This is a genomic window from Streptomyces sp. NPDC051909, from assembly GCF_040681095.1.
Taxonomy (GTDB): Bacteria; Actinomycetota; Actinomycetes; order Streptomycetales; family Streptomycetaceae; genus Streptomyces.
Genome location: NZ_JBFAYA010000009.1, coordinates 179810 through 204177, shown reverse-complemented (window position 1 = coordinate 204177; position 24368 = coordinate 179810). Strand labels below are relative to the sequence as shown.

Below are 24368 nucleotides of genomic sequence, written 5' to 3'. Positions count from 1 at the left end.
TCAGTGGCCTCCGATCGTGGCGGCGGCGTCGTGCAGGAGATCGGTCAGCGGGCCGGTCGTGAGGCCGAGCACGGCGCACGCGACCAGACCGAGGACGAGCGGCCAGACGGCACCCGCCCCGCCCGGCACCGGAGCGGGGGCGAGGGCGGGGGTGGACGGTACGGGAGAAGGGCCGAGGACCATCCGGGCGGTCCGCGCGGCGAGCGCCGCGAAGGCGACCAGGACGAGGAGCAGCGCGGCGCCCGTCGCCCAGCCCATCCCGGCACCGGCGGCGAAACCGGCCCGCACGATGCCCAGTTCGGAGGCGAAGAGGCTGAACGGAGGGAAGCCGAGCAGCGCGAGGACGGCGAGCCCGAAGACCCCGCCCAGCCACGGCAGCCGGGCGAGCAGCCCCCGTACCCGCCCGATCAACGTGGTCCCGGTCAGCCGCAGCACATGCCCGGAGGCGCAGAAGGCGACCGACTTCGCGAGACCGTGCCCGGCGATGTGCAGCAGCACCGCCGCAAGGGCGAGCGGGGTGCCGATCGCCGTGCCGAGGGCGATCAGGCTCATGTGCTCCATGCTGGAGTACGCCAGCATCCGCTTGTAGTCCCGCTGGGCGAGCAGCAGCCCGGTGGCCAGCGCCAGCGTGAGCAGGGCGATCCCGGTGAGCAGCAGCCGGGTCCAGCCGTGCCCGAGCGCCGCGTCCGCGATCGTCTCGTACCGCAGGACCGCGAGGAACGCGACGGAGAGCAGCACCCCGGACATCAGCGCGGAGACGGGCGCCGGTGCCTGGCTGTGGGCGTCCGGTAGCCACGCGTGCAGCGGCACCAGGCCCGCCTTGGCGCCGAAGCCGAGGATCACCAGGGAGACCCCGAGCCGGGTCACCGACGGGTCGAGCGCGCCCGCGTGGGCGACCAGCGTCGGCCAGTCCAGGGCGTCCGCCTCGTCGACGCCGGCCTGCCGGGCCGCGTAGTAGACGAGGACCGTGCCCAGGAAGGCCAGCGCGATGCCGGCCGAGCAGATCACCACGTACTTCCAGGCGGCCTCGACCGACCGGCGGGTGTGCCGGTGGCCGACGAGGAACGCGGTGACGATCGTCGTCGCCTCGACCGCCACCCACAGCACGCCGAGGTTGGCGGTCACCACGGCCAGGCACATCGCGGCCAGGAACGCCTGGACCAGCGTGTGCAGCGTGGCCGTGGCGCGCGCGGACAGGCCCTCACCGGCGCCGTACGAGGGCAGGCTCGCGCAGGCGACGAGTGCGACGGCGCCCACCACGAACAGCATCCACACGGTGGGCGCGTCCGCCCGGAGCAGACCGTCGAAGGCGTCGAGCGCCCCGCCGCGTGGCAGCGCCGCAGTGAGCAGCATCGCGCTGCCGAGCACGGCGACCGGGGACACCAGGCCCCACCAGGGGGCGCCGGCGGCGGGCGGTGGCTCGGGGACCGGGGCGGCTTCCGCGGCCTGTTCGGGCTCCGGGCCCGCCGCTCCGACCAGCACCGCGACCGGGCGTGGCTCGGCGTGCGGAGCCCGGCGCCGCAGGCGGGCGAGGACGAGGGCGTGGGCGCCCGCCACGACGCCCGGCACGGCGACGGGCACGGCGAGGACGGCAGCGGTCATGGTGGCCTGCATCAGTCGTGCAGCTCCCTCAGATCGTCGAGATCGGTGGTGCCGAACGCGGTCCGCATCCGCGCGGTGAGCAGCTGGAGGACGAGCATCGCGGTCAGGACGTCGAAGGAGACGCCGAGTTCGACGATGAGCGGCACACCGGAGGCGGCGAGGAACGCGGTCGCCGTGATGCCGTTGTCGAGCAGCAGGAACCCCACGACCTGGGCGAGCGCCCGACGGCGGGTGACCAGGACGAAGAAGCCGATGAGCACCACCGCCAGGCCCACCGGCAGCGCCCGCGTCGCCGGGGTCGGGTCGAGCTCGGCCAGCGGGCGCGCCACCGCGTAGGCGAGCAGCGTCAGGGCCGCCGCCGCGAGCAGCGAGGCCGCGACGTTCACCACCGGCCGGGTCTCCCGGCCCTCCGCGCCCCCGGTGTCGTACGGGCGCCGGTCGGCGGTCGCGGCGGTCAGCGCCCGGCGCATCAGATACGGCAGCACCCCGGCCCGCAGCACTCCGATGCCGACCGCCACCGCGACCAGGTCCGCCCGCTCCTCGTGGATCCCCAGCAGCAGCGCGATCGCGCCCAGGGCCACGCCCTGCAGGGCGAAGGTCCGGACGATCGCGGCGAGTTCACGCCGCCACAGGATCACCACGGCGGCCAGCAGGAACGCCCCGCACGCCAGGTCGAGCAGCTGCACATACGCACTGTCGCTCATGTCCGGCTCACTCTCCGCTCAGGAAATAGGAGGCGGTCACGGCGAGCAGCGCCAACAGGAAGGAGCCGGCGAGGAGTTCCGGCACCCGGAACAGGCGCACCTTCGCCCAGAACACCTCCGCCGCCGCGAGCACCGCGCCGAGCAGCGTCACCTTGGCCGCGAACGCCACCAGCGCGAGCGCCAGCGCGCCGACCGAGGCGTCGGTGGCGATGCCCCACGGGGCGAACAGCGAGGCGAGGAGACCGAGCAGCACCGTGAGCCGCATCTGCGCGCCCAGCTCGACCAGGGCCAGGTCCCGGCCCGCGTACTCCAGGACCATCGCCTCGTGCACCATCGTCAACTCCAGGTGCGTGGACGGGTTGTCGACCGGGATGCGCCCGGTCTCGGCGAGCACCGCGACCGCGAGGGCCGCCGCCGCGAGCAGACCGGCCGGTGACGCGAGCCGGTCGGGCTCGCGCACCGCGCCGTCGACGATCGCAGGCAGATTGGTGGTCCCGGCCGGTATCGACAGCGCGAACACCGCCATGAGCAGTGTCGGTTCGACCAGTGCGGCGATCGTCATCTCCCGCGAGGCACCCATGCCGCCGAACGCGGTGCCCGTGTCGAGCCCCGCGAGCGCCAGCGTCACCGTGCCGAGGGCGAGGAGCGCCACCACCAGGATCAGATCCGCCCGCCCCGCGACCGGAGTGTCCGTCGACAGCAGCGGCACCAGCGTCGCGACCACCAGCGTGGTCGCCACGAGGAGCGCGGGCGCCACCCGGAACGCCGGACCCGTGCCGGCCGGCGCGATGGGCTCACGGCGCAGCAGCTTCCGCGTGTCCCGCAGCGGTTGCAGCACCCCGGCCCCGGCCCGCCCCTCCAGACGGGCCCGCACCTGCCGCATCAGCCCCGTGAGCAGCGGCGCCCCGGCGACCACGGCACCCGTCTGCACGGCGACCGCCGCGTACCCCAGCGCGCTCACCAGCCCACCACCAGCACCACGAAGAGGGAGAGGAGCCCGACGAATCCGTACCCCAGATAGACGTGCACACTGCCGCCCGCGAGCCGCCGCGCGGCCCGCCCGGTGCGGGCGAGCCCGTCGAGCACCGGTCGGTAGAGCCGGTGCTCCACACGGTCCGGGACCCGGCCCCGGAACCGTACCCGCTCCACCAGATAGGCCGACTCGCGCACATGCGTGACGTCGACGTCCTGCTCGGGAGCCAGCACGTCGTCGAAGACCCGCTGGAGCGGCTCCGCGAACGAGGTAGCCGTGTACGCCATGCGCGGGGTCGGGGCCCCGCCGCCGCAGTCCCACAGCCGGGCCCTGCGCCGCCGCCCGCCGAGCGCCCTGGGCAGAGCGGTGGCGAGCAGGACCGCCAGGGCGAGCGCGAGGGCCACCCACAGCGGCGACAGCGAGGCCGCGATGTCGTGCAGCCGTACGGTCAGGGCCCCGCCCGCCACCGAGCCGGTGCCCGGCAGACCCGCGGCGGCGACCGCCCGGTCGAGCCCCGGTCCGAGCAGCCCCGGCACCAGGGCGAGCCCCGCGCACCCCGCGGCGAGCAGGCCCATGCCGGCGAGCATCAACGGCGGGGCCTCCCGGGCCCGTTCGGCCTCCCGGCCGCGCGGTCTGGCGAAGAAGCCGACCCCGAGGGCCTTCACGAACACGGCCGCGGCCACCCCCGCAGACAGCGCGACGAGCGCCACCGACAGCGGCAGCGCGATCGCCACCGCGACCCCCGGCATCTCCAGACCGTGGATCAGTGACTGCAGCAGCAGCCACTCGCTGACGAACCCGTTCCCCGGCGGCAGCGCCACCGCACCGAGCGCGCCCACCGCGAACAGCCCGGCCGTCACCGGCATCCGGGGCCGCAGCCCGCCGAGCCGGTCCAGGTCCCGCACCCCCGTGGCCCGCACCACCGCACCCGCGGCCCCGAACAACAGGGCCTTGAAAGCGGCGTGGTTGACCACGTGCAGCAGGCCGGCGGAGAGCGCGAGCGCCGCCAGACCCCCGTCGCCCGACGCGGCGAACAGACCCGCCGCACCCGTCGCCACCAGGACCAGACCCAGGTTCTCCGCAGTCGAGTACGCGAGCAGCCGCTTCACGTCCGAGGAGATCGCCGCCTGCAGGATCCCGTACACCGCCGAGATCCCGCCGACCCCCAGCAGTCCCAGCCACCACCACGCCGGACCGCCGCCGAGCAGGTCGAACCCGGTGCGCACGATCCCGTACGCCCCCAGGTTGACCATGGCCGCGCTCATCAGCGCCGACACCGGCCCCGGCGCCTCCGGATGCGCCCGGGGCAGCCAGGCGTGCAGCGGCACCGCGCCCGCCTTCGACGCGAACGCCGCCGCCGTCAGCACGAACACCGTCCCCCGCACGGCCGGCGACAACTCCCCGGACCCGGCGCGCAGCGCGTCGAAACCCTCCCCGCCGGCCCGCGCGGCGAACAGCGCGAAACCCGCGAGCAGCAGCACCAGACCCAGGTGGGTCATCACCGCGTACCAGAGACCCGCCCGGCGCACCTCGGCCCGCGCCCGGTGCTCCACCAGGACGAGCAGCAGCGAGGAGAGCGCCATCAGCTCCCACACCAGAAGGAACGTGGACACCGAGGCGGCGACCGGCACCAGGACCAGCGTGAGCGCGAACAGCGGCAGCACCGCCTGCGCCGTGCGGGACGCGAGCCCGAGCGTGCCGTGCCCGGACGCGTAACCGATGCCGTACACCGCGACCGCCGCCACCACCGCGCCCGCGACCGCCATGAAGAGACCGGCCAGCGCGTCCACCTGCCAGACCGTCCCCGCGAGCGGCAGCAGCCCCGGCAGCCGGCCCGTCCACTCCTCCCCGCCGAGCGCCGCCACCCCGGCGACGCAGCCCGCCGCGCCGACCCCGGCCGTGCACCCGCCCGAGACCACCAGGCGCGCCCGGCCCGGCAGCGCGGACCCCGCCACGGCGCCCGCGGCGGCCAGCGCCCCTGCGACGCCCAGGCCCGCCGCGATCACCGGCCGGTCACCCGGCGCAGCGCCGCCACGATCGCCTCGGGTTCCGGCGGACAGCCCGGCACCGCCAGATCGACGGCCACGACGTCCGAGACCGCGCCCTCGATCCCGTAACCCCCGGCGAACTCCCCGCAGTCGATGGCGCAGTCGCCGACCGCGACGACGATCGGCGGCTCGGGCATCGCCTGGACCGTGCGCCGCAGGGGCTCGGCCATGTTCCGGGTGACCGGCCCCGTCACCAGGGCCACGTCCGCGTGCCGGGGCGAGGCCACCAGGCGGGCCCCGTACCGCTCGGCGTCGTGGACCGGGTTGAACGCGGCGGCGATCTCGATCTCGCAGCCGTTGCACGAACCGGCGTCGACACAGCGGACCTGCGCCGAGCCCCCCAGCCGCCGGGCCTGGGGGAGGGGGCCGTCGGCGGGCGCGGGTGGCGCCGGTTCGGCGACCCGCCCGGTCGTACGGATCTTGCGCAACAAGCCCATGAACGCCCCTCCCGAAAGGGTGGTGAGGACACTCCTCCGCGTCGGCTAACGGAGTTCTCCGTAGCCGGAGTTACGGAACTTTCCTTGCGCTTTGCGTGCTTTGTTGAGATTTTGTACGAGCGTTCCCGCGGTGACCAGACCGCGCCCCGAACCGAGGGAGGCGACCGCCCCCGCACGCGGATGCTGTCCATGTGCGGCGAGGGCGGCCGCCGGTCTCGGCGGTGCCGTCAGGGCGATGGCGACGGCACGTCATCCCCTCGTTCGGGGCTGCGGGGTGGTGCGGGAGCCGGGCCATTCGTCGCTGCACCACTCGCGCAGCTCGCCGCTCTCGCCCTGGTGGGCGGCGAGGGCGGTGGCCAGGTCGGCGTGGACGGTCATCTCCGGGCCGTCGCCGCTCGGGACGAGGGAGCCGTCGGCGGGGATCGCGGCCAGTTCGAGGGGCCGGCCGCCGGCCCGGAGCCGGCGGGCGGCGTCGGCGACCGCCAGCTGTCCGCCCGCGGACCAGCCGCGAAGGCCGGTGAGATCGAGGATCACCGGGCCGTCGCCACGGGCCACGACCCAGCCCACCGCGCCGCCGAACCGGCTGACCGCGTCGGCCCCGAGGTAGCCGGCGAGCGAGAGCACGCTCAGGCCGGGGCGGGTGGTGTAGCGCCATTCGATGGTCATGGTGTTGCCTTCGTGGGTTGCAGGGGGAGGGTGATCCAGACGCTCTTGCCGCCGCCGTCGGCGTCCCGGCGGACCACACAGGTGCCGCCGGAGGCCGTCATCACCTCGGCGATCATGGCGAGCCCGCCGCCGCCGGCAGTGGCCGCGGCGAGGACCCCGGGGTGGTGGGGGTGCCGGTCGTGCACGGCGAACGCGAGCGCGTCGTCGCCCGCGGCGAAGGTGACGGTGAGGCTGGGGGAGACGGCGGCGGCGTGCCGGACGCTGTTGGCGACCAGCTCGCCGAGGATCAGCAGCGCGGGTGCGACGGCGGGGTGACGGCCGGGGATGCCCCACTCGGCGAAGGTCGTCTCGGCCGTCTCGCGCACCATCCGGACCGCCGCGGGCAGCGTCGGCACCGTCAGCACATGACGGTGGGGCAGCGCTGCCGTCGCGGAGCTCATCGAGTCTCCACCGTGCCCAGGCGGTATCCCGTCACGGTCTGCGGGGTGATCCGCAGCAGGGTGTCGTGCGGTCCGTACGCCCAGCCGGGCAGGGTACGCCGGTAGTGCGCGGCCTCGACCGCCTCGGCGACCGGTTCGGCGGGCCCGGTGACGGTGACGCTCCAGCCGCTGCCGGCCGGCATCCGGATCTCGTCGACCTGGTACGTCAGCGAAGGGCGGGCCTGCAGCAGATCCGCCTGCACCGGGGCGCGGACGATCAGCCTGCCGTATTCGAGGACGTGCACGGCGGGCCGTACGAGCGCCTGGTCGCGCTGGCTGAAGACCAGGCGCCCGTGGGCGGCGCCCTCAAGGAGCCAGAGGGCCTCGGCCCCGGAGGTCTCGACGACCCGGCGTGTGGTGGGCACGCTCATCGGGCCGCCTCCTCGGGGACCCGCCCCGACCCGTGTCCGGGGTGCCCCGGCTGCCCGGGGACCACCGGCAGGATCCCGGCGCCGTGGAGGTGGGCGCGGGCGCCCGCGATGGCCTCGGGGGTCGTGGCGTACTCCCGGCCGTCGAGGCGCAGCAGGTCGAGCGCGCCGACCGAGTCGAGGGCCTTGCGCTGCCCCGGCCGTATCCCCGAGGTCATGACCACGATGCCGCGGCGGTTGAGCTTCTCCACGGCGTCCTTGAGGACGAGCGCGCCGGTGGCGTCGATCGTGGTCACCCGGGACATCCGCAGAATGACCACGCGGACGTCGGCGACCTCGGCGAGTTCCAGCAGGAAGCGGTGGGCGGCGGCGAAGAACAGCGGGCCGTCGATCCGGTAGGCGACGATGTGCTCGGCGAGCAGGGCGTGCTCCTCCGCGCTGTGCTCGCCGGGCATGTCGGCCTTGAAGTCGACCTCGGCGAGACGGGCCTGCCGGGCCACGGCGCGCAGCGCGAGGGCGCCGGCCACCAGGAAGCCGATGATCACCGCGTACACGAGGTCGAGCGCGAGCGTGGCGACGGCCGTCAGGACGAGCACGACGGCGTCGGAGCGGGTGGCCTTGGCCATCGCGCGCAGCGAGCCGACCTCGATCATGCGGATCGCGGTGGCGATCAGGACACCGGCCAGCGCGGCCAGCGGGATCCGCGAGACCAGCGGGGCGGCGGCGAAGACGATCACCGCGAGCACGGCGGCGTGGAAGAGGGCCGCGAGCCGCGACGAGGCTCCGGTGCGCACGTTGACGGCGGTACGGGCGATGGCGGCCGTGGCGGGGACGCCGCCGAACAGCGGGGCGGCCAGGTTCGCCAGGCCCTGCCCGAACAGCTCCCGGTCCGGGTCGTGCTTCTGGCCCACCGTCATGCCGTCGGCGACGGTCGCGGAGAGCAGCGACTCCAGGGCGGCGAGCGCGGCGACCGCGACGGCGGGCGCGAGCAGCGAGCCGAGCGCCGAGACGTCGAGGAAGGCGAGCGAGGGCGCGGGCAGCCCGGCGGGCAGGTCGCCGATGGGCGCGGCGGCGTCGAGGTGGAAGACCTGGGCCGCCACGGTCGCGGCGACGACCGCCACGATCGAGAAGGGAATGGTGGGCCGCCAGCGGGCACCGAGCAGCATGATCAGGGCGACGCCGGCCGCGAGACCGACGGCGGTCCAGTTCGGGGCCTTCAGGAACTCCTGGATCGCGTGCCAGGTCACCACCAGGACGCGGTCGCCCTCGGGCTTGGGGACGCCGAGCGCGTTCGGGATCTGCTGGAGGCCGATGACCAGGGCGATGCCCAGCGTGAAGCCCTCGACGACGGGGGCCGGGATGTAGCGCATGTACCGGCCGGCCCGGGCCACGGCCAGGGCGATCAGCAGCACACCGGCCATCAGCCCGACGGTCAGCACGCCGCCGGGGCCGTACTCCGCCACGATCGGCACGAGGACCACGGTCATGGCGCCGGTCGGGCCGGACACCTGGAGGTTCGATCCGCCGAACAGCGCGGCGAGCGCTCCGGCGACGACGGCGGTGGCCAGACCGGCCTCGGCGCCGAGGCCGGAGGAGACGCCGAAGCCGAGCGCGAGCGGCAGGGCCACGATGGCGACGGTGAGGCCGGCGAGCAGGTCGCGACGGGGGTCGCGGCGCATGGCGGCGTAGTCGGCGCGGGCAGGCAGAAGCGAACGGATCCGGCGCAGGGCCGGGGCGAGGGCGGTGCTCATCGCGCGGCGACCTCGGCTTCCCGCAGCTCGGCCAGGAGCTCGTTCTGCCCCGCCAGCATCTCGGTGAGGATCCGCCGGGCGGCCTGCATGAGGTCGGCGACGTCCCCGCCGGCGAGCGTGTAGACCACCGTGGAGCCCTCGCGGGTGGAGGTCACGATCCCGGACCGGCGCAGGACCGCGAGCTGCTGGGACAGCGCCGGGGGCTCGACCTCGATCTCGGCGAGCAGCTCGCGTACCGCCATGGGTCCGTTCTGCAGCAGTTCGAGGACGCGGATGCGGACCGGGTGACCCAGCATCCGGAAGAACTCGGCCTTGGCCTGATACAGCGGAACCGGCACGGGTCTCGCCTCTCCTCACGCCCCGCTGGGCGGGGTCTTCGGTCGGTGCTGTGCCCGCGGCTACCTGCGGGCACAGCGAAACCATCATGTATCGAATTGCCTAATTATGCAATTCATGCATTGGAAGAGGCGAGGAGGGCGAAGCGGAGGGAGGGGGGATCAGCCGGCCTCGACCAGACGGATGCCGGTGACCAGGTCGGGCCGGATCCGGACCACCTGGTCCATGGTCTGGTCCGACCAGGGCGTGAGGAGACGCTCGTAGCGGGCGAGGTCTTCGGGGTCGGTCACCAGATGGCAGTACCCGGTCACGACGGCGCTCCAGCCGAGGCGCGAGCTCGTGTCGATGTCGTCCGCCTCGTAGGCGACGACGACCCCGCGCCCGTCGGACTCCCGCGTGCTCAGGACGAGCGCACCGCTCTCGTGGGTGCGGATGACGATCTGCCCGTCGTCGACGATGTGGTTGACCGGGCGGATCGCCGGGAGGGCCTGCCGCGTGAACACGATCCGGCCCAGGGGCACGCCGGCCAGCAGGCGCAGCGCCTCGTCGGGGTCGAGCTCGACCGTACGGCGCCGACCGGTCACGGTCGGGGCGGGTGAGCGGGTCGGAGCGTCGTTCATGGGCAGTGTCCTGGGGGCTGTGAGGGTGACTGATGCCAGTAGACGACCGGGCGGGGCGGGACGGAAGGGCCGTTCGGCCCCTTGCCGCCGCTCGCGGCGGCTCGCTTCACTGCGGGGGACGAGGATGTCACGCAGGAGACGCGAGGGGTGAGCAGTCGGTGATCGTCGCGGTGGGACACATCGATCTGAGCAGTGAGGCGAGGGCCGCGGTGGAGGCGGAGCTGCGCGCACGGCTGAGCCGGCTGCCCTCCGGGGAGGCCGGCCTGGTACGGGCCGGCCGGGGCGTCCCCGCCCTCTTCGCCCGCGCGGCGAAGGCCGCCGGCCGCCGTCTTGTCGTCACCTTCCCCGCCTCCGTATCCGGGGCGGGCCCGGCGCCGGAGGCGCTGCCGCCGGCCGACCGCCTGCCCGCCGGAGACCTGCTCGCGCTCGCGGACGAGGTACGGCTGCTCGCGTACGACCCCGCCGACCGCGACGCCCGCGTGTGCGCCGACGAACACCTGGTCAAGGGCTGCCGGCACCTGCTCGCGGTGTGGGACGGCTCGCCGTCCAACGGCCGGGACGCCACGGCCCACCTCGTCGCCTACGCGCTCTCCCGTGGCATCCCCGTGGACGTCGTCTGGCCGGACCTCGCGCGTCGCGAGTCCCCGGCCCCGACGCGATAGCGGCGTGGACGGGCAGCGGTTCGGACCGGCAACGGCGTGGACGGAGCGGAGGTCCCGGCACGGCAGGGGCGTCGAACACCTGTCGGCGGGCCGTTCGGCCCTTGGGCCGGGACGGGCGGGTCGGCTTCACTGCGGCGCGTACGTGGCCCCTTCCCGACGCCAGTGAGGCGGTACGCAGTCCGATGAACCCGATGGCCGAATCCCGCACCACCGCCAGGCACCGCCCGTCCCGCGGACGGGAGGGAGGCGCGCGGCCGGCCGCCGAGGCGGCGCGCACCGTGGGCGCCTCGCGGGCCTTCGCCTGGCTGCTGATCGTGACCGGCGCCCTGGGCACGCTCGCCTCGTTCGTCATCACGATCGACAAGTTCGAACTCCTCGCGAACCCGGCCTTCAGCCCGTCCTGCAACCTCAGCCCGGTCGTCTCCTGCACGAACGTCATGACGAGCGACCAGGCCTCGGTCATCGGCTTCCCCAACCCGCTGCTCGGCCTCGCCACCTATCCGGTCGTCGCCTTCATCGGCATCGCCGTACTCGCCGGCGCGGCCTTCCGCCGCTGGTTCTGGCTCGGCCTGAATCTGGGCACCCTGCTCGGCGCGGCCTTCTGCATGTGGCTGATGACCCAGGCGCTGTACGAGATCGGCGCGCTGTGCCTGTGGTGCTCCCTCGCCTGGGCGGCCACCATCGCGATGTTCTGGTACACCACCGTCCACAACCTGCGCCACGGCATCGTCCGCGCCCCGCGCGGACTCGTCGCGGGGGCACTGGAGTTCCACTGGGTGGTGCCGGTCACCTGGTACCTGGTCGTGGTGCTGCTGATCGCCACCCGCTGGTGGGACTACTGGCGGACGCTGTTCTGAGTCCTGAGTCCTGAGTCCTGAGTCCTGAGTCCTGAGCCGTACCGGGGTCAGGCGGCGCGGCGGACCGCCAGGATCGTCGTGTCGTCCGTCAGGCCCGTCGCCGCGTGTGCCGTGGCCGCCGACCGAAGTCCCTCGCTACGCGCCTCCGCCCACCCCCAGCGCCTGGACGTCGACCATTCCATAGGCCTGGTTGACGTAGACGTTGGTCAGGCGCGGGTTGCGGTAGTTCAGCGTCTTGTGGGCGACGATCGGCAGGTAGTAGGCGTCGTCCGTGATCTTGTGGTTGATGTCGCGGTAGAGCGCGGCGGCCTTCGCGGGGTCGGTCTCGGCGGCGGCCTGGTCGAAGAGGGTGTTGATCGCGGGGTCGTTCACCTGGGCGTAGTCGGTGTTGCCCGAGTCGGTGATGAACCGGCCGTCGGCCAGGGGCTGGAGGAAGCCGGCGCCCTGGGGGTGGTCCGCGCCCCAGCCGGCCATGATCAGGCCGTAGCCCTTGTTCTTGACCGTGCTCGGGGAACCCACGCTGGAGTAGAAGGTCGAGAGGTCCAGCTTCTCGATCTCGATCGTGATGCCGACCTGCTTGAGGCTGCTCTTCAGCGCCTCGGCGGTGGTGAGGTTCTGGGTCTGGTTGTCGCGCACCGCGAGCTTGGCGGTGAAGCCCTGCGAGCGGCCGCAGGCGCGCAGTTCCTCGCGGGCCTTCTCGGGCTGGGGCGTGCCGGCCGCCAGGCCGTAGGGGTCGTAGGCGTCGGAGCCGGGGATCGTCGGGGGCAGCAGGCTGCCGAGCGGGGCGCCCGCCGTCGGTCCGCCGCGCGCGGTCCGCAGCGCCTTGGCGTCGGTCGCGTAGAAGACCGCCTTGCGGCAGTGCTCGTTGTCGAACGGCGCCGTCTTCGACACCAGCGCCACCATCGGCACATAGCCGGTGGCCGGCGCGTCCGCCGCGGCCTTCAGCTTCGGGTCGCCGAGCACCCGCGTCCGGGCGGCCGGCGACAGGCCGCCCTGCATGGCGTCCAGATCGGCCGAGCCGTCGAGGAGCTGCGTGGTCAGCGCCTCGGGATCCGTCGTGACGGTCAGCTCGATCCGGTCCGGCAACGCCCGGCGCAGCGGGTCGGTGGACTGCTTCCAGTTCGTGTTCCGCACCAGGACCAGCGATGTGCCGGGGGTGTACGAGCCGAACTTGTACGGTCCCGAGGCCACCGGCTTCTGCCCGTAGCGCTCGCCCGTGTCGCGGTCCCGGGGCACCGGCGAGGTGGCGCCCATGGCCAGCAGATGCGGGAACCTCGAGTCCGGCTCGGCCAGGCGGAACACCAGCGTGCGGTCGTCGGGCGTCCCGATCGCCGACAGGCCGTTCTTCCCGGGCGTCGTGTCCTTCGCCGGACCGGGGTACTTCCCCTGCGGGTCGAGCGCCTCGACGAAGTAGGTGGGGCCGCCGCTGACGACCGACTGGTCGAAGACCCGCTCGATCGCGTACTTCACGTCCTTGCTCGCGATCGGCGTGCCGTCCTCGAAGGTGAGGCCGGACCGCAGACGCACGGTGTACGTCCTCCCGTCCGGCGACACCTCCGGCTGCGCCTCGGCCAGATCCGGTACGAGCGAGGTGCCGGCCCGGCCGGGCTTGGCGTCGTACGTGAGCAGCGTCCGGGCGTAGAGGCGCTGGACGTTCCAGACCCAGCCGAAGTACGAGCGGCCCGGGTCCCAGGAGTCGGCGTCGTCGGCGGTGCGCAGCCGGAGCGTGCCGCCCTTGGCGGTGGACGCGTTGACGACGTTCGTGACGGCCGCGTCGAAGCCGGTGGCGCCGGGAGCGGCGGTGTTCTTCGAACCGGAGTCCTTGGAGGCGGAGTCGCCGTCCTTCTTCTTGCCCTGGTTCACCAGGACGGCGGTCGTGACACCGGCACCGGTGACCAGGGCCGCCGCGACGGCGATCGCCACGATCCGCCGCCGGTCGCGCGCGGGCCGGCCCGGCGCGGTGGGGGCCGGCGGGCCGGGCGGCCCGGGCCAGGTGGACACCGGGCCCGGGGCCTGCGAGGGCATCGGCGGCACGGTCCGAGGCATGGGCGGCGCGGGAGCCTCCGGGGCGGGTGTCTCCGGCCGGGGCGTCGCCGGTACGGGCTGCGCGGGTGCGGGTGCGGGTGCGGGTGCGGGCGTGGGCTCAGGCGCGGGCGCCGGTGCGGGTCGCTTGGCCAGGGCGTTCCGGGGGTCGGGCGTCGCGGGCGGAGGCGCCGACTTCGCGGCGGCTCCCGCCGGCTCGGCCGGCGCCTCCGGGCGGGTGAGCGCCACGGCCACCGCCTCCGGCAGCCAGTCGGTCTCCCGCGGCAGCCCGCCACCATAGGTGTGCGTGCCGGTCTCGCCGAGCAACCGGGCGAACTCCGAGAGGAGTTCGGGCACGGTGGGCCGGCGCGCCGGGTCCTTCTCCAGGCAGCGGGCCACGAAGTCCGTGCCGTCGGGCAGGCCCCGGAGGTCCGGAGCCTCGTACACGGCACGGAAGTTGACCGAATGCGCGGGGCCGACACCGAAGGGCGCCGTTCCCGTCCCGGCGAAGGCGAGGACCGCGCCGAGCGAGAACACATCGCTCGCCGGGCCGATCTGATGACCGGTCACCTGCTCCGGCGACATGAAGCCGGGGGTGCCGATGACCATCCCGGTCTGGGTGAGGACGCTGGACTCGGTGGCCAGCGAGATGCCGAAGTCGATGACGCGGGGGCCGTCGGTGGCGAGCAGCACGTTCGAGGGCTTGAGGTCGCGATGGATCAGACCCGTGCCGTGGATGGCCTCCAGAGCCTCGACGAGCCCGGCGCCCAGGTGGTGCAGCGAGCGCCGGGGCCAGGCGCCGTGGGTCTGGACCGCCGCGTCGAGCGGCAGGCCCGGCACATAGGCGGTGGCGAGCCAGGCGGGGGAGCCCTCGGGGTCGGCGTCGACGACGGCCGCGGTGAAGAAGCCGGTCACCCGCCGGGCCGCCTCGACCTCCCGGGCGAAGCGGCGAAGGAAGTCGGGGTCCTCGGCGAGCTCGGCGCGCACCACCTTCACCGCGACCATCCGGCCGCTGGTCGAACGGCCTAGGTACACACGGCCCATGCCGCCCGCGCCGAGCCGCGCCAGGATCCGGTACCGCCCCACCTGCCGCGGATCTGCCGCGCCCAGCGCCTCCAACGTTCCCCCCGGTCGGTGGCCCCACCGTCGGGGGCCGTCCGGTGACGATTACATCAGACCCCCGCGCCCCCGGAGGCCGCCGGGCGTCGCCGAGGCGGCAGCCCCCGTTCGGCGGGCGTCCGGCCCTCTCCGCGCGCTCCCGCCGGTTGCGTGTGCGGTCGGCCGCCGGGGCATGGCCGAAACGGGGTGGCCCGGCCGCGGCGGGCCGCTCGTTCGGCGGAGGCGCGTGCGCGCCCCCGCCGCGACAGGCGACGGCCCGTGACCTGACTGCATTTCAAGTGCGAAGGATGGCAAGTGAGTTGCGCAGGGGGCGTGCGACGCCCGGCACGCGCCCCGGTGCACCCTCCCCGATTGGCTCGAAAGTCGCCATTGCCCGGATAAACCCCGCCGGAAGCAAGATCACTGCTTCGAGGTAACGCCCCCGGTACGGCTGGGCAGGCCCCCTCGCCCGACGGTTACTGTTCCCCCGGATCTGGACGGAATCCCAGAGTTTGTATCGGTTTTTCCTCTTTTCAAGGAGCGCTCGTCCCATGACCGTTGAGACCGGCCCGGAGCTGGAGCTTGAGCCCTCGCGGCCGCAGTCCAGCCTCAGCACCGCGGCAGCCCGGAACCTCGCCACCACGACCAAGTCCGCCCCGCAGATGCAGGAGATCACCTCCCGGTGGCTGCTGCGCATGCTCCCCTGGGTGGAGACGAAGGGCGGCGCCTACCGGGTGAACCGCCGGCTGAGCTACACCGTCGGCGACGGCGTCATCGAGTTCGTGCAGGACGGCGCCTCCGTCCGGGTCATCCCCCGGGAGCTCGGCGAACTCGCCCTGCTGCACGGCTTCGAGGACGAGGACGTGCTGCGGGCGCTCGCCGACCGCTGCGTCCAGCGCGACTTCCGCGTCGGCGAGGTCCTCGTCGAGCGCGGCGCCGCCGCCGAGCACATCCACCTCATCGCGCACGGCCGGATCAGCCAGACCTCGGTCGGCAAGTACGGCGACGAGGTCGCCGTCGCGGTCCTCGCCGACGGCGACCGGTTCGGCGAGAACGCCCTCCTGGACGCCGACGCCACGTGGGACTACACCGCCACCGCCGAGACCCCCGGCACCCTGCTCACCCTCTCCCGCGCCGACTTCGCGGCCGTGCAGGCCCAGGCGCCCGCGCTCGCGCAGCACATCCGCGAGTTCAGCGCGCTGCCCGAGCAGCGGCAGAACAAGCACGGCGAGGCCGAGATCGCCATGTCCGCCGGCCACGTCGGCGAGGCCGAACTCCCCGGCGCCTTCGTGGACTACGAGCTCAAGCCGCGCGAGTACGAGCTCTCCGTCGCCCAGACGGTCCTCAAGGTCCACACCAGGGTCGCCGACCTCTACAACGGCCCGATGAACCAGACCGAGGAACAGCTCCGGCTCACGATCGAGGCGCTCCGCGAGCGCCAGGAGCACGAGCTGATCAACAACCGCGAGTTCGGTCTGCTCCACAACGCCGACTTCAAGCAGCGGATCCAGACCCACTCGGGCCCGCCCACCCCGGACGACCTCGACGAACTGCTCTGTCGCCGCCGCGGCACCAAGTTCCTCTTCGCCCACCCGAAGACCATCGCGGCGATCGGGCGCGAGTTCAACTCCCGCGGGCTCTACCCGGACCACGTGGACGTCGGCGGCCAGTCCGTCCCGGCCTGGCGCGGGGTCCCGATCCTGCCCTGCAACAAGATCCCGATCAGCAACGAGCAGACCAGCTCGATCATCGCCATGCGTACCGGCGAGGACAACCAGGGCGTCATCGGCCTGCGCCAGACCGGTCTGCCGGAGGAGTACGAGCCCGGCCTGTCGGTGCGCTTCATGGGCATCAACGAGCAGGCGATCATCTCGTACCTGGTCACCACCTACTACTCCGCCGCGATCCTCGTGCCCGACGCGCTCGGCGTGCTGGAGAACGTACAGATCGCCCGCAGGCGCGACTAAGCGGATACCCGCTCGTCCGAGGGCCGCGCCCGGCCGGGCCCATCCGGGCCGGGGCGGCCCCCTCATCCCAGCAAGGAGCCACGGATGCCCGACCCCGGGCTTTCCCCGCTGCCCGGCCCGCCCACCGTCCCGTTCCGGTCCAGGCCGGTCCCGGCCCCGGTCGACGTGACCGTGCCACCGGCGCCGGCCGAGGCGCCCGTACCGCACGAGTCCGCCATCGAGCGCATCCTGCGCGGACCCAGCGGTCTGGGCACCACGGCGCTCTCCCTGGCCCGGCGGCCGGCACCGCCGGAGGCGCCGCCCGAGGCCGGAGCCGTACCCGAGGCCGTACCCGACGTCGTACCGGAGGCGGTCGCCGAGGCCGTGGCCGAGGCACTGGCCGCCACCGGGACCACCGCCGACCAGGGCACGCCCATCCCCGGCCTGTACTTCCACCCCATCGCCGAGCCGGACCCGGCCCGGGTGGCGGAGGTCAGCCGCCGGATCAAGGAATGGGCGGTGGACGAGGTCCAGGCGTACCCCCCGGAGTGGGAGGACCAGTTCGACGGCTTCTCCGTCGGGCGCTACATGGTCGCCTGCCATCCGGACGCGCCGACCGTCGACCACCTCATGGCCGCCACGCGCCTGATGGTCGCCGAGAACGCGGTCGACGACTGCTACTGCGAGGACCACGGCGGCTCGCCGATCGGCCTCGGCAGCCGTCTCCTCCTCGCGCACACGGCCCTCGACCCGCTGCACACCACGGCCGAGTACACACCGGCCTGGCGCGAGTCGCTGGAGTCGGACGCGCCGCGGCGGGCCTACCGCTCCGCCATGGAGTACTTCGACCGGCTGGCCACGCCGTCCCAGTCGGACCGCTTCCGGCACGACATGGCGCGGCTGCACATGGGCTACCTCGCCGAGGCGGCCTGGGCCGAGACCGACCACGTGCCCGAGGTGTGGGAGTACCTGGCGATGCGCCAGTTCAACAACTTCCGCCCCTGCCCCACCATCACCGACACCGTCGGCGGCTACGAACTGCCGGCGGACCTGCACGCCACCCCCGCCATGCAGCGGGTCATCGCACTCGCCGGGAACGCGACCACCATCGTCAACGACCTGTACTCCTACACCAAGGAGCTGGCCAGTCCCGGCACGCACCTCAACCTGCCCGTGGTGATCGCCGAACGCGAGGGCGTCTCCGCCAAGGAGGCCTATCTGAAGGCCGTCGAGGTCCACAACGACCTCATGCACGCCTTCGAGGCCGAGGCCGCCGCACTGGCCGCCGCGAGCCCGGTGCCCACCCTGCTGCGCTTCCTGCGCGGCGTGGCCGTGTGGGTCGACGGCAACCACTACTGGCACCAGACCAACACCTACCGCTACAGCCTGCCCGACTTCTGGTAAGCACCCGACTTCCGGCGAAGAAATGGATTTCTCTGTGACCACCGAGCTGACCCCCACCGACGCCTCCACGATCATCCCCGGTCCCGCGAACCCGTACCAGGGCGACATCGCCCGCTACTGGAACGCCGAGGCCCGGCCCGTGAACCTGCGCCTCGGTGACGTGGACGGCCTCTACCACCACCACTACGGCATCGGCGAGATCGACCACGCCTCCCTCGGCACCCCCGAGGACAGCGAGTACGAGAAGAAGCTCATCACCGAGCTGCACCGCCTGGAGTCCGCCCAGGCCGAGGTCCTCCTCGACCACCTGGGCCCGATCACCGCCGACGACACCCTCGTCGACGCCGGCTGCGGCCGCGGCGGATCGAGCGTGATGGCCCACCAGCGCTTCGGCTGCAAGGTCGAGGGCGTCACCCTCTCCTCCACCCAGGCCGAGTTCGGCAACAGGCGCGCCCGCGAGCTGGGCATCGACAGCCACGTGCACGCCCAGGTCTGCAACATGCTGGACACCCCGTTCGAGAAGGGCAGCATCGCCGCCTCCTGGAACAACGAGTCCAGCATGTACGTCGACCTCGACGACCTGATGGCCGAGCACTCCCGCTTCCTCCGGGTCGGCGGCCGCTACGTCACCATCACCGGCTGCTGGAACCCCAAGTACGGCCAGCCCTCCAAGTGGGTCTCCCAGATCAACGCCCATTTCGAGTGCAACATCCACTCCCGCCGCGAATACCTGCGCGCCATGGCCGACAACCGTCTGGTCCCGAACGCGGTGATCGACCTGACCGCCGCGACCCTCCCGTACTGGGAGCTGCGCGCCACGTCCTCGCTGGTCACCGGCATCGAGGAGGCCTTCATCGAGTCGTACAAGGACGGCTCGTTCCAGTACCTCCTGATCGCCGCCGACCGCGTCTGATCCGCCGCCCCACCGGCGGAAAGGGGCCGGGCCCGTCCTGTGGACGGGCCCGGCCCTCGGGCCCTCCGCCCCAGGTCCGCCCAGGCCCGCCCGGGTCCTCCGGCTTTCGACGGTCCTCACGACTCCCAGGGCTTCTCCCAGGGCTTCTCCCAGAGCTTCTCCCGGTGCCCCGGTCCGGAGTCTCCGGGCACCTCGGGCACCCCGGGCATCCTCCGCTCCGCCGGATCCGGCGGCTTGCGCGGCTCCTCCCGGCCCTCGCGCCGTCCCGGGGCGGCCGGCATGCCCGGGTGGCCGGGTTCGCCCGGGGTCACCGGTCCCTCGGGCAGGCACACCCGCAGCGCGCGTTCGGTCCGGTCCGGGTCCGGCACCGTGACGGCGATCCGGGCGAAGGGCGACTCCGGGGCCAGGTCCATCCACAGGGCCGGGGCCTCGGCCCGTACCGCGACGAAGTCCGTGCCGGCCGGGCCGCGGCGAAGGCCCACGCAGCGGCCCGGCAGCCACACGCCCCGGCCCGCCGTGCCGCGCAGCACCCGCCACCAGCTGGGGTCGACGCCGAGCGCGCGCAGCGCGGCCACGGGCACGCGGATCGTGCGCCGCCGGGCGACGAGCGCCTCGCGCGGTCCGAGGCGGACCACGATCTCCGTTCCCTCCACCGCCACCCGGGTCACGGCCGTCACCCGCCTCCGTCCAGGGCGGCGAGCCGCCGCCGCGCCGCCGTGGCGGAGTGCCCGCGGGGCGGGTCGCGCCAGGCCGTACGGTCGAGCAGCTCGTCGGCGTCCCGCAGGGTCCAGCGGCGTGCGGTCAGGCCGGGGTCGTCCAGCTCCGCCCAGTCGAGCGGTGCCGCGACCGGGGCGCCGGGCCGGGCCCGTACGGCATAGGGGGCGACGGCGGTCTGGCCGTAGCCGTTGCGCTGGACGTCCAGGTAGAGGCGCTCGCCGCGGTCCTTCCTGCGTGCCGCGGTGGTCAGTTCGTCCGGGTGCCGGGCGACCAGGAGTTCGGCGAGCTCGCGCGCGAACTCCCGTACCTCGTCGAAGGTGTCCCGGCGCTGCAACGGCACCACCACGTGCAGCCCGCGCGAACCGGTGGTCATCAGCAGCGAGGGCAGTTCAAGCTCGTCGAGCAGCGCGCGCAGCCGGTGGGCCGCCCGGCGCACCGCCGCGAAGTCGTCGCCCGGCGGGTCGAGGTCGAAGACCAGCCGGTCAGGGTGGTCGGGGCGGTCGGCGCGGGACAGCCAGCGATGCGGGGTGACGCAGGCCTGACCGGCCAGATAGACGAGGGAGGCCGCGTCCTCGCAGAGGACGTAGGCGACGGTGCCGTCCGCCTTGGGCAGCTCGGCGTGGGCAAGCCAGTCGGGGAAGTGGTCCGGGAGGTCCTTCTGCATGAAGCCGGAGTCGTCGATGCCGTCGGGATGCCGCTCCAGCATCAGCGGGCGGCCGCGCAGCTGCGGCACCATCCGCCGGGCGATCCGCCGGTAGTAGTCGGCCAGATCGGCCTTGGTCAGTCCGTCGTCCGGGAACAGCACCTTGCCGGGCCGGGCCACCTCGACCCCGCGCCGTCCGACCCGGACCGTCAGGGCGCGCTCCCGGCTCTCCTCGCTCGGCGCGCGTGTGGTGCTCACGGCCTCCTCCTCACAGCAGGGCGGCTACCCCGTCATCCGGCCGCCACTCCGGACTCCGCCCCGGCGTCCGCTCCGGACTCCCCGCCCCGGCGGATCGTGCAGTGGAGGGAGTCGTCGAGGACGTCGGCGACGATCGTGTCGCCGGGGTCGGCCTCGCCGGAGAGGAGGAGGGTGGCGATGCGGTTGTCGAGCTCGGTCTGGATGGTGCGGCGCAGCGGGCGGGCGCCGAACTCGGGCTGGTGGCCGTGGGCGACCAGGAGCCTCTTCGCCGCCTCGGTGACCTCCAGCTTCAACCCCTGGGCGTGGACGCGGTGTTCGCTGCGGTCCAGGAGGTGCTCGACGATCTCCGTGAGGTCCTTCTCGGTGAGGCTGTGGAAGACGATGATGTCGTCGATGCGGTTGAGGAACTCGGGCAGGAACCGCCCCCGCAGGTCCTCCATCAGCTCGTCCTTCAGCTCGGCGGCGTCGCCCTCGTGCGCGAGGATGCGGTGGGCACCGATGTTGGACGTCATGATGACGACACAGTGGCGGAAGTCGACCGTGCGTCCCTGGCCGTCCGTCAGGCGCCCGTCGTCCAGGATCTGCAGGAGGGTGTTGAAGACGTCGGGGTGCGCCTTCTCCACCTCGTCGAAGAGCACCACGCTGTACGGGTTGCGGCGCACCTTCTCGGTGAGCTGGCCGGCCTCCTCGTAGCCGACGTACCCGGGCGGCGCGCCGACCAGCCGGGCGACGGTGTGCTTCTCCTGGAACTCGCTCATGTCGAAGCGGATCATGCGGTTCTCGTCGCCGAAGAGGAGTTCCGCGAGGGTCTTGGCGAGTTCCGTCTTGCCGACGCCGGTGGGACCGAGGAAGAGGAAGGAGCCGACGGGCCGGTTCGGGTCGCCCATGCCGGCGCGGTTGCGGCGGACGGCCTCGGAGACGGCGGTGACCGCCTCGTCCTGGCCGACGATCCGGGCGTGCATCTCCTCCTCCAGCTTCAGCAGGCGTTCCTTCTCGCTGGTGGTGAGCTGGGAGACCGGGATGCCGGTGCGGCGGGAGACGATGTCGGCGATGTCGGAGGCGGTCACCGACACGACGCCCTCGCGGCGCTCCTCGATGCCCGCGAGCTCGCCCTCGACCTGGGCGATCTCCTTCTTCAGCTCGGAGGCGCGCTCGAACTCCTCGCCCGCGACGGCCTGGTCCTTCTCCCGGCGCAGCTTGGCCAGCCGGTCCTCGCGCTGGACGACCTCGGTGGAGCGGCCCGCGCTGCGCAGCCGGACCCGGGCGCCCGCCTGGTCCATCAGGTCGATCGCCTTGTCGGGCAGGAAACGGTCGCTGATGTAGCGGTCGGACAGTTCGGCCGCCGCCGCGAGGGCGCCGTCGGCGAACCGGACCTGGTGGTGCGCCTCGTACGCGTCGCGCAGGCCTTCGAGGATCTGCACGGTCTCCTCGACCGTCGGCTCGGGGATCAGGACGGGCTGGAAGCGGCGTTCCAGGGCCGCGTCCTTCTCGACGTGCTTGCGGTACTCGTCGATGGTCGTCGCGCCCACCACGTGCAGCTCGCCGCGGGCCAGGGCGGGCTTGAGCATGTTGCCGGCGTCCATCGAGCCCTCGCCGGTCGCACCCGCGCCGACCACGGTGTGCAGTTCGTCGATGAAGAGGATGATCTCGCCCTCGGCCTGCCGCACGTCCTCGATGACCTTCTTCAGGCGCTCCTCGAACTGGCCCCGGTACTGCGCGCCCGCCACCATCCCGGACAGGTCGAGGGAGACCACCCGCTTGTCCTTGAGGGTGTCCGGCACCTCGCCGGCCACGATCCGCTGGGCCAGGCCCTCCACGATGGCCGTCTTGCCGACGCCCGGCTCGCCGATCAGCACCGGGTTGTTCTTGGAACGCCGGGACAGGATCTCGACGGTCTGCTCGATCTCCTCGGCCCGCCCGACCACCGGGTCCAGCCTCCCGGCCCTGGCCTCCTCGGTGAGGTCCCGCCCGAACTCGTCCAGGGTGGTCGCCGGCTGCTTCGGCGCCGCCACCGGCGTGCTCTCCGGCCGGGACGCCTGCTCGGCGAGCCCGCGCAGCTTCTGCACGTCCAGGTCCTCGGCCCGAAGGAAGCGGGTCGCGCCGGAGTCCGGGTCGCGCAGCAACGCGCCGAGGATGTGCTCCGGACCGATGTACGAGACCCCCGCGGCCTGCGCGTACGCATGGGCGGCGGCCAGGGTCCGCTTGGCCGCCGGGGTGAGGCCCGGTTCCGAGGACGGCTCGCCGGACTCGCGGGGCAGCACCTGGGAGATCTGCTCGGCGAGCCTGTCCGGGTCCACCCCGGCCTCGGACAGCACCCGGCGGGACGGCTCCACCCGTGTCGCCGCCCACAGCAGATGCTCGGTGTCGAGGTCGTCCGTACCGTCCTCCACCGCCCGCTGGGCCGCCCGGCTGAGCAGTTCGCGGGACGACTCGGTGAGCAGCCGTCCGATCGGCACGCGCTGGACCGCCGGGGGAGAGGAGGCCGGCGACATCCCGAAGAAGCGGTTCAGCAGGTCACTGAAGGCCTCGGAGGAACCGAAGGGATCGGACGGGCCGAAGGGGGAACCGAACGCCATCGACATCTGCTGCTCCTGAGGAGGGGTGGGGGCGCCCGCCGCGCGCCCGCCAGGGGCGGTGGTCGTGCCACGGCGGGGGTCGTGCCGCGGTGGGGGTCATCCCCACTCAAACCCGGCCACCGGGACCCCGCAAGCGGGGTCGGCCCGCGTGCGGGGCGCCGGGGGCGTGGATACGCTGGCCGCGCTTCGGTCATCCGAAATGAGCCGGATCATCCGGTCCGCTCGGCCGTCCCCGTGCCTCCTGGGAGTCGTGTGAGCACCCCGCAGCCCGTCCTCGCCCCTCCCGCGAAAGCCGCCGTCTTCCTGGTGGCCACCGTGAGCCCCGGCGGCGAGGCCGCGGTGCGCGACGCGCTCGACGGGTTCGCCGGACTCGTCCGGTCCGTGTCCTTCCGCGCGCCCGAGGACGGCCTCACCGGCATCGTCGGCATCGGCGCCACCGTCTGGTCCCGGCTCTTCGGCGCCCCGCCGCCGGCCGGGCTGCACCCCTTCCGGGAGCTGCGCGGCCCCCGTCACCACGCCCCCGCCACCCCGGGCGACCTGCTCCTGCACGTGCGCGCCGCGCGCATGGACCTCTGCTTCGAGCTGACCCGCCTCGTCGTGGCGGGCCTCGGCGACGCCGTCACCGTCGTCGACGAGGTGCACGGCTTCCGCTACTTCGACGAGCGCGACCTGCTGGGCTTCGTCGACGGCAGCGAGAACCCGCGGGGCCGGGCGGCGGCCGAGGCCGTCCACGTGGGCGACGAGGATCCCGCGTACGAGGGCGGCAGCTATGTCGTCGTCCAGAAGTACGTGCACGACATGGCGGCCTGGGACGCCCTCCCCGTCGAGGAGCAGGAACGCGTCGTCGGCCGCACCAAGTCCGCCAACATCGAACTCCCCGACGAGGTCAAGCCCGCCGACTCGCACGTGGCGCTCAACACGATCACCGACCCGGACGGCACCGAGCGGCAGATCCTGCGCGACAACATGCCCTTCGGCAGCATCGGACGCGGCGAGTTCGGCACGTACTTCATCGGCTATGCCCGCACCCCCGAGGTGACCGAGCGGATGCTCGGCCGGATGTTCCTCGGCGAGCCGCCCGGTACCACCGACCGCATCCTGGACTTCTCCACGGCCGTGACGGGCTGTCTCTTCTTCGTCCCGAGCGCCGACTTCCTCGACGACCTTCCCGACCCGCCGCCGCCGCTCGCCGCCGCGACCGTCCTGCCTGCCGTACCTGCCGTACCTGCCGTACAGGCCGTGTCTGCCGGTTCGCTCGGCATCGGCAGCCTGAAAGGAGCCTGATCGC

21 protein-coding genes are annotated in these 24368 nt (G+C 73.5%); 6 read left to right on the top strand and 15 right to left on the bottom strand.

What is annotated here, in order from left to right; all coding sequences use genetic code 11:
- The 11 genes from AB0M18_RS17130 to AB0M18_RS17080 form a co-directional block, all read right to left on the bottom strand.
- On the bottom strand, window positions 1–1614 hold the full coding sequence (locus tag AB0M18_RS17130; protein WP_365758617.1) for a proton-conducting transporter membrane subunit: 1614 nt from the start codon (window positions 1612–1614) through the stop codon (window positions 1–3).
- Complete coding sequence (locus tag AB0M18_RS17125; RefSeq protein WP_365758615.1) at window positions 1614–2306, bottom strand: hypothetical protein; 693 nt, start codon at window positions 2304–2306, stop codon at window positions 1614–1616. Before AB0M18_RS17125 ends, AB0M18_RS17130 begins: the two co-directional genes overlap by 1 nt.
- 7 nt (window positions 2307–2313) lie before the next feature.
- Window positions 2314–3267, bottom strand: coding sequence for an NADH-quinone oxidoreductase subunit H (locus tag AB0M18_RS17120; RefSeq protein ID WP_365758613.1), 954 nt, complete (start codon window positions 3265–3267; stop codon window positions 2314–2316).
- Window positions 3264–5285: a proton-conducting transporter membrane subunit gene (locus AB0M18_RS17115; RefSeq protein WP_365758611.1), complete on the bottom strand. Its 2022-nt coding sequence runs from the start codon at window positions 5283–5285 to the stop codon at window positions 3264–3266. The genes AB0M18_RS17120 and AB0M18_RS17115 overlap by 4 nt, the downstream gene beginning before the upstream one ends.
- Window positions 5282–5764 carry an oxidoreductase gene (locus tag AB0M18_RS17110; RefSeq protein WP_265863063.1) on the bottom strand — a complete coding sequence of 161 codons (483 nt, stop codon included), beginning with the start codon at window positions 5762–5764 and terminating at the stop codon, window positions 5282–5284. Before AB0M18_RS17110 ends, AB0M18_RS17115 begins: the two co-directional genes overlap by 4 nt.
- A gap of 249 nt (window positions 5765–6013) precedes the next feature.
- Window positions 6014–6430, bottom strand: a complete 417-nt coding sequence (locus tag AB0M18_RS17105) for an STAS domain-containing protein (protein ID WP_365758609.1) — start codon at window positions 6428–6430, stop codon at window positions 6014–6016.
- Window positions 6427–6870, bottom strand: coding sequence for an ATP-binding protein (locus AB0M18_RS17100; protein ID WP_365758606.1), 444 nt, complete (start codon window positions 6868–6870; stop codon window positions 6427–6429). Before AB0M18_RS17100 ends, AB0M18_RS17105 begins: the two co-directional genes overlap by 4 nt.
- Window positions 6867–7280, bottom strand: coding sequence for a pyridoxamine 5'-phosphate oxidase family protein (locus AB0M18_RS17095; RefSeq protein WP_365758604.1), 414 nt, complete (start codon window positions 7278–7280; stop codon window positions 6867–6869). Before AB0M18_RS17095 ends, AB0M18_RS17100 begins: the two co-directional genes overlap by 4 nt.
- Window positions 7277–9028, bottom strand: coding sequence for a SulP family inorganic anion transporter (locus AB0M18_RS17090; RefSeq protein ID WP_365758602.1), 1752 nt, complete (start codon window positions 9026–9028; stop codon window positions 7277–7279). Before AB0M18_RS17090 ends, AB0M18_RS17095 begins: the two co-directional genes overlap by 4 nt.
- The gene (locus AB0M18_RS17085; RefSeq protein ID WP_365758600.1) at window positions 9025–9366 is read right to left on the bottom strand and encodes a metalloregulator ArsR/SmtB family transcription factor; all 342 of its coding nucleotides are present in this window, start codon (window positions 9364–9366) and stop codon (window positions 9025–9027) included. The genes AB0M18_RS17090 and AB0M18_RS17085 overlap by 4 nt, the downstream gene beginning before the upstream one ends.
- A 159-nt stretch (window positions 9367–9525) precedes the next feature.
- A complete protein-coding gene (locus AB0M18_RS17080) occupies window positions 9526–9984 on the bottom strand; it encodes a pyridoxamine 5'-phosphate oxidase family protein (protein WP_365758598.1) in 459 nt (152 codons plus the stop codon).
- Between the two features lie 158 nt (window positions 9985–10142).
- Between AB0M18_RS17080 and AB0M18_RS17075 the strand changes: the two genes are divergently transcribed.
- Entirely contained in the window at window positions 10143–10646 is a 504-nt protein-coding gene (locus AB0M18_RS17075) for a hypothetical protein (RefSeq protein ID WP_365758596.1), read from the top strand.
- A gap of 191 nt (window positions 10647–10837) precedes the next feature.
- Window positions 10838–11503: a vitamin K epoxide reductase family protein gene (locus AB0M18_RS17070; protein WP_365758594.1), complete on the top strand. Its 666-nt coding sequence runs from the start codon at window positions 10838–10840 to the stop codon at window positions 11501–11503.
- Between the two features lie 135 nt (window positions 11504–11638).
- Here the strand turns inward: AB0M18_RS17070 and AB0M18_RS17065 are convergent, their stop codons facing one another.
- Window positions 11639–14611 (bottom strand): ABC transporter substrate-binding protein, encoded by a 2973-nt coding sequence (locus AB0M18_RS17065; RefSeq protein WP_365758592.1) that lies wholly within the window; start codon window positions 14609–14611, stop codon window positions 11639–11641.
- Between the two features lie 563 nt (window positions 14612–15174).
- Between AB0M18_RS17065 and AB0M18_RS17060 the strand changes: the two genes are divergently transcribed.
- The 3 genes from AB0M18_RS17060 to AB0M18_RS17050 all read left to right on the top strand — a co-directional run bounded on the left by AB0M18_RS17060 (window position 15175) and on the right by AB0M18_RS17050 (window position 18886).
- Window positions 15175–16590, top strand: a complete 1416-nt coding sequence (locus AB0M18_RS17060) for a family 2B encapsulin nanocompartment shell protein (RefSeq protein WP_365758590.1) — start codon at window positions 15175–15177, stop codon at window positions 16588–16590.
- 84 nt (window positions 16591–16674) lie between these two features.
- Window positions 16675–17973: a family 2 encapsulin nanocompartment cargo protein terpene cyclase gene (locus AB0M18_RS17055; RefSeq protein WP_365758588.1), complete on the top strand. Its 1299-nt coding sequence runs from the start codon at window positions 16675–16677 to the stop codon at window positions 17971–17973.
- 34 nt (window positions 17974–18007) lie between these two features.
- Window positions 18008–18886: a geranyl diphosphate 2-C-methyltransferase gene (locus AB0M18_RS17050; RefSeq protein ID WP_365758586.1), complete on the top strand. Its 879-nt coding sequence runs from the start codon at window positions 18008–18010 to the stop codon at window positions 18884–18886.
- 116 nt (window positions 18887–19002) lie between these two features.
- Here the strand turns inward: AB0M18_RS17050 and AB0M18_RS17045 are convergent, their stop codons facing one another.
- Genes AB0M18_RS17045 through AB0M18_RS17035 form a run of 3 tightly spaced genes read right to left on the bottom strand, consistent with a single transcriptional unit; the run spans window position 19003 to window position 23086 of the window.
- Entirely contained in the window at window positions 19003–19563 is a 561-nt protein-coding gene (locus AB0M18_RS17045; RefSeq protein WP_365758584.1) for a hypothetical protein, read from the bottom strand.
- Window positions 19560–20504, bottom strand: coding sequence for a non-homologous end-joining DNA ligase (gene ligD, locus AB0M18_RS17040; RefSeq protein ID WP_365758582.1), 945 nt, complete (start codon window positions 20502–20504; stop codon window positions 19560–19562). The genes AB0M18_RS17045 and ligD overlap by 4 nt, the downstream gene beginning before the upstream one ends.
- 32 nt (window positions 20505–20536) lie before the next feature.
- Window positions 20537–23086, bottom strand: coding sequence for an ATP-dependent Clp protease ATP-binding subunit (locus tag AB0M18_RS17035; protein WP_365758580.1), 2550 nt, complete (start codon window positions 23084–23086; stop codon window positions 20537–20539).
- A gap of 246 nt (window positions 23087–23332) precedes the next feature.
- On the opposite strand from AB0M18_RS17035, the gene AB0M18_RS17030 reads away from it, so the two are divergent.
- Complete coding sequence (locus AB0M18_RS17030; RefSeq protein WP_365758578.1) at window positions 23333–24364, top strand: Dyp-type peroxidase; 1032 nt, start codon at window positions 23333–23335, stop codon at window positions 24362–24364.
- The last annotated feature ends 4 nt before the right edge of the window (window positions 24365–24368 follow it).

Coding starts and splice junctions, on each gene's coding strand:
- AB0M18_RS17035 (WP_365758580.1), bottom strand. CDS start 23,086: ATGTCGATGGCGTTCGGTTCCCCCTTCGGCCCGTCCGATCCCTTCGGT.
- AB0M18_RS17105 (WP_365758609.1), bottom strand. CDS start 6,430: ATGACCATCGAATGGCGCTACACCACCCGCCCCGGCCTGAGCGTGCTC.
- AB0M18_RS17100 (WP_365758606.1), bottom strand. CDS start 6,870: ATGAGCTCCGCGACGGCAGCGCTGCCCCACCGTCATGTGCTGACGGTG.
- AB0M18_RS17070 (WP_365758594.1), top strand. CDS start 10,838: ATGGCCGAATCCCGCACCACCGCCAGGCACCGCCCGTCCCGCGGACGG.
- AB0M18_RS17095 (WP_365758604.1), bottom strand. CDS start 7,280: ATGAGCGTGCCCACCACACGCCGGGTCGTCGAGACCTCCGGGGCCGAG.
- AB0M18_RS17125 (WP_365758615.1), bottom strand. CDS start 2,306: ATGAGCGACAGTGCGTATGTGCAGCTGCTCGACCTGGCGTGCGGGGCG.
- AB0M18_RS17055 (WP_365758588.1), top strand. CDS start 16,675: ATGCCCGACCCCGGGCTTTCCCCGCTGCCCGGCCCGCCCACCGTCCCG.
- AB0M18_RS17060 (WP_365758590.1), top strand. CDS start 15,175: ATGACCGTTGAGACCGGCCCGGAGCTGGAGCTTGAGCCCTCGCGGCCG.
- AB0M18_RS17080 (WP_365758598.1), bottom strand. CDS start 9,984: ATGAACGACGCTCCGACCCGCTCACCCGCCCCGACCGTGACCGGTCGG.
- AB0M18_RS17130 (WP_365758617.1), bottom strand. CDS start 1,614: ATGCAGGCCACCATGACCGCTGCCGTCCTCGCCGTGCCCGTCGCCGTG.
- AB0M18_RS17090 (WP_365758602.1), bottom strand. CDS start 9,028: ATGAGCACCGCCCTCGCCCCGGCCCTGCGCCGGATCCGTTCGCTTCTG.
- AB0M18_RS17110 (WP_265863063.1), bottom strand. CDS start 5,764: ATGGGCTTGTTGCGCAAGATCCGTACGACCGGGCGGGTCGCCGAACCG.